The sequence below is a fragment of the Tahibacter aquaticus genome (assembly GCF_004363655.1).
Taxonomy (GTDB): Bacteria; Pseudomonadota; Gammaproteobacteria; order Xanthomonadales; family Rhodanobacteraceae; genus Tahibacter; species Tahibacter aquaticus.
Genome location: NZ_SNZH01000054.1, coordinates 1 through 2,482 on the forward strand (window position 1 = coordinate 1; position 2,482 = coordinate 2,482).

The following is a 2,482-nucleotide window of genomic DNA, read 5'->3' on the forward strand; positions in this document are numbered from 1 at the left end:
TCGTCATTCCGGTCACGCCGACCTTGGCGGCCGGTGGCAGCGTTACCAATACCGCCACCGTCAGCGGTGGCGGCGACCCAAGCTGTCCGGCAGCCACCCGCTGCAGCGACACCGAAGGCCCGACGACGATCGATGCACCGCAGCTGACGCTGACCAAGACCGCGAGCGCGAGCCCGTGGACCGTCGGTGTACCGGCGAGCTACACCCTTCAAGTCACCAACACCGGCACGACAGCCACGACGGCTGCAGCAACGATCACTGACACGATTCCGGCGGGCCTGACCATCGGCACGTTGCCGGCAGGCTGCACGGCAACCGGCCAGACCGTCACCTGCACGATCGCGAGCGGTCTGGCGGTGGGCGCGAATGCCAGCTTCGTCATTCCGGTCACGCCGACCTTGGCGGCCGGGGCCAGTGTGACGAACACGGCCACCGTCAGCGGTGGCGGCGATCCGAGCTGTCCAGCAGCCGCTCGCTGCAGCGACACCGAAGGTCCGACCACGATCGATGCACCGCAACTGACGCTGACCAAGACCGCGAGCGCCAGTCCGTGGACCGTCGGCGTGGGAGCCAGCTATACGCTGCAGGTCACCAACACCGGCACGACGGCCACGACGGCCGCCGCAACGATCACTGACACGATTCCGGCGGGCCTGACCATCGGCACCCTGCCGGCAGGCTGCACCGCGACAGGCCAGACCGTCACCTGCACAATCGCGAGCGGCTTGGCGGTGGGCGCGAATGCCAGCTTCGTCATCCCGGTCACGCCGACCTTGGCGGCCGGTGCCAGCGTTACCAATACCGCCACCGTCAGCGGTGGCGGCGACCCAAGCTGTCCGGCAGCCACCCGCTGCAGCGACACCGAAGGCCCGACGACGATCGATGCACCGCAGCTGACGCTGACCAAGACCGCGAGCGCGAGCCCGTGGACCGTCGGCGTTCCGGCGAGCTACACCCTTCAAGTCACCAACACCGGCACGACCGCCACGACGGCTGCCGCAACGATCCTCGATGCGATTCCGGCAGGACTCACGATTGGCACGCTGCCAGCGGGTTGTACGGCAACCGGCCAGATCGTCACCTGCACGGTTCCTGCTGGCCTGGCCGCGAGTGCAAACACCAGCTTCGTCATTCCGATAACGCCGACCTTGGCGGCCGGTGCCAGTGTGACGAACACGGCCACCGTCAGCGGTGGCGGCGATCCGAGCTGTCCAGCAGCCGTCCGCTGCAGCGACACCGAAGGCCCGACGACGATCGATGCGCCGCAACTGACGCTCGACAAGACCGCGAGCGCCAGCCCGTGGACCGTCGGTGTACCGGCGAGCTACACGCTGCAGGTCACCAACACCGGCACGACCGCCACGACGGCTACCGCAACGATCACTGACACGATTCCGGCGGGCCTCATGATCGGCACGCTGCCAGCGGGTTGTACGGCAACCGGCCAGACCGTCACCTGCACGATCGCGAGCGGTCTGTCGGTGGGCGCGAATGCCAGCTTCATCATTCCCGTCACGCCGACCCTGGCCGCGGGCTCCAGCGTCACGAACACGGCCACCGTCAGCGGCGGCGGCGACCCGAGCTGTCCGGCAGCCACCCGCTGCAGCGACACCGAAGGCCCGACGACGATCGATGCACCGCAGCTGACGCTGACCAAGACCGCGAGCGCGAGCCCGTGGACCGTCGGCGTTCCGGCGAGCTACACCCTTCAGGTCACCAACACCGGCACGACGGCCACGACGGCCGCCGCAACGATCCTCGACGCGATTCCGGCAGGACTCACGATCGGGACGTTACCGGCAGGCTGCACGGCAACCGGCCAGATCGTTACCTGCACGATCGCGAGCGGCTTGGCGGTGGGTGCGAATGCCAGCTTCATCATTCCCGTCACGCCGACCCTGGCCGCGGGCTCCAGCGTGACGAACACCGCCACCGTCAGCGGTGGCGGCGACCCAAGCTGTCCGGCAGCCACCCGCTGCAGCGACACCGAAGGCCCGACCACGATCGATGCACCGCAGCTGACGCTGACCAAGACCGCGAGCGCGAGCCCGTGGACCGTCGGCGTTCCGGCGAGCTACACGCTGCAGGTCACCAACACCGGCACGACCGCCACGACGGCTGCAGCAACGATCACAGACACGATTCCGGCGGGCCTGACCATCGGCACGTTGCCGGCAGGCTGCACGGCAACCGGCCAGATCGTTACCTGCACGATCGCGAGCGGTCTGGCGGTCGGCGCGAATGCCAGCTTCGTCATTCCCGTCACGCCGACCTTGGCGGCCGGTGCCAGCGTTACCAATACCGCCACCGTCAGCGGTGGCGGCGACCCGAGCTGTCCGGCAGCCACCCGCTGCAGCGACACCGAAGGTCCGACCACGATCGATGCGCCGCAACTGACGCTCGACAAGACCGCGAGCGCGAGCCCGTGGACCGTCGGCGTTCCGGCGAGCTACACGCTGCAGGTCACCAACACCGGCACGAC

1 protein-coding gene is annotated in these 2,482 nt (G+C 68.7%); it reads left to right on the top strand.

Annotation, left to right across the window (positions count from 1 at the left end; all coding sequences use genetic code 11):
* Positions 1–2,482, top strand: a 2,482-nt coding sequence (locus tag DFR29_RS28720; RefSeq protein ID WP_133822069.1) for a DUF11 domain-containing protein, incomplete at both ends; no start/stop codon positions are given.